We start from the raw sequence: 1,049 nt of genomic DNA, 5'->3' as shown, positions 1-1,049 counted from the left end.
GCAGCGATCACCAAGTTCTTCGGTGAATTCAAGGCATACGACCAGATCGATGCAGCACCAGAAGAGCGCGCTCGTGGTATCACCATTTCGACGGCGCACGTTGAATACGAAACCGCAAACCGTCACTACGCACACGTCGACTGCCCAGGCCACGCTGACTATGTCAAGAACATGATCACCGGCGCTGCACAGATGGACGGCGCGATCCTGGTTGTTTCGGCAGCTGACGGCCCGATGCCACAGACCCGTGAGCACATCCTGCTCGCTCGTCAGGTTGGCGTTCCTGCGATCGTTGTGTTCCTGAACAAGTGCGACCAGGTTGACGATGCTGAACTTCTCGAGCTCGTAGAACTCGAAGTTCGCGAACTGCTTTCGAAGTACGACTTCCCAGGCGACGAAGTTCCAATCATCAAGGGTTCGGCTCTTGCTGCTCTGGAAGATTCTTCGAAGGAACTCGGCGAAGACGCAATCCGTTCGCTGATGGCTGCTGTTGACGATTATATCCCAACGCCAGAACGTCCGATCGACCAACCATTCCTGATGCCAATCGAAGACGTGTTCTCGATCTCGGGTCGTGGTACTGTTGTTACCGGTCGTGTTGAGCGCGGTATCGTCAAGGTTGGCGAAGAAGTCGAAATCGTTGGCATCAAGGCTACCGGCAAGACGACTGTTACCGGCGTTGAAATGTTCCGCAAGCTGCTCGATCAGGGCCAGGCTGGCGACAACATCGGCGCACTGGTTCGCGGTGTCGGCCGTGACGACGTTGAACGTGGTCAGGTTCTCTGCAAGCCAGGTTCGGTTAAGCCACACACCAAGTTCAAGGCAGAAGCCTACATTCTGACCAAGGACGAAGGTGGCCGTCATACGCCATTCTTCACCAACTACCGTCCACAGTTCTACTTCCGTACGACTGACGTGACCGGTGTTGTTACCCTGCCAGAAGGCACGGAAATGGTTATGCCTGGCGACAACGTTACCGTTGACGTTACGCTGATCGTCCCGATCGCAATGGAAGAGAAGCTCCGCTTCGCTATCCGTGAAGGTGGCCG

1 protein-coding gene is annotated in these 1,049 nt (G+C 55.7%); it reads left to right on the top strand.

Annotation, left to right across the window (positions count from 1 at the left end; all coding sequences use genetic code 11):
• On the top strand, window positions 1–1,049 hold a 1,049-nt coding region (tuf, locus tag CEV33_RS07085; protein ID WP_094539763.1), incomplete at both ends, for an elongation factor Tu.

This window comes from Brucella grignonensis (assembly GCF_002252505.1).
Taxonomy (GTDB): Bacteria; Pseudomonadota; Alphaproteobacteria; order Rhizobiales; family Rhizobiaceae; genus Brucella; species Brucella grignonensis.
Note: the sequence above shows the minus strand (reverse complement) of the source record. Positions and strands in the feature narration are given on the sequence as shown.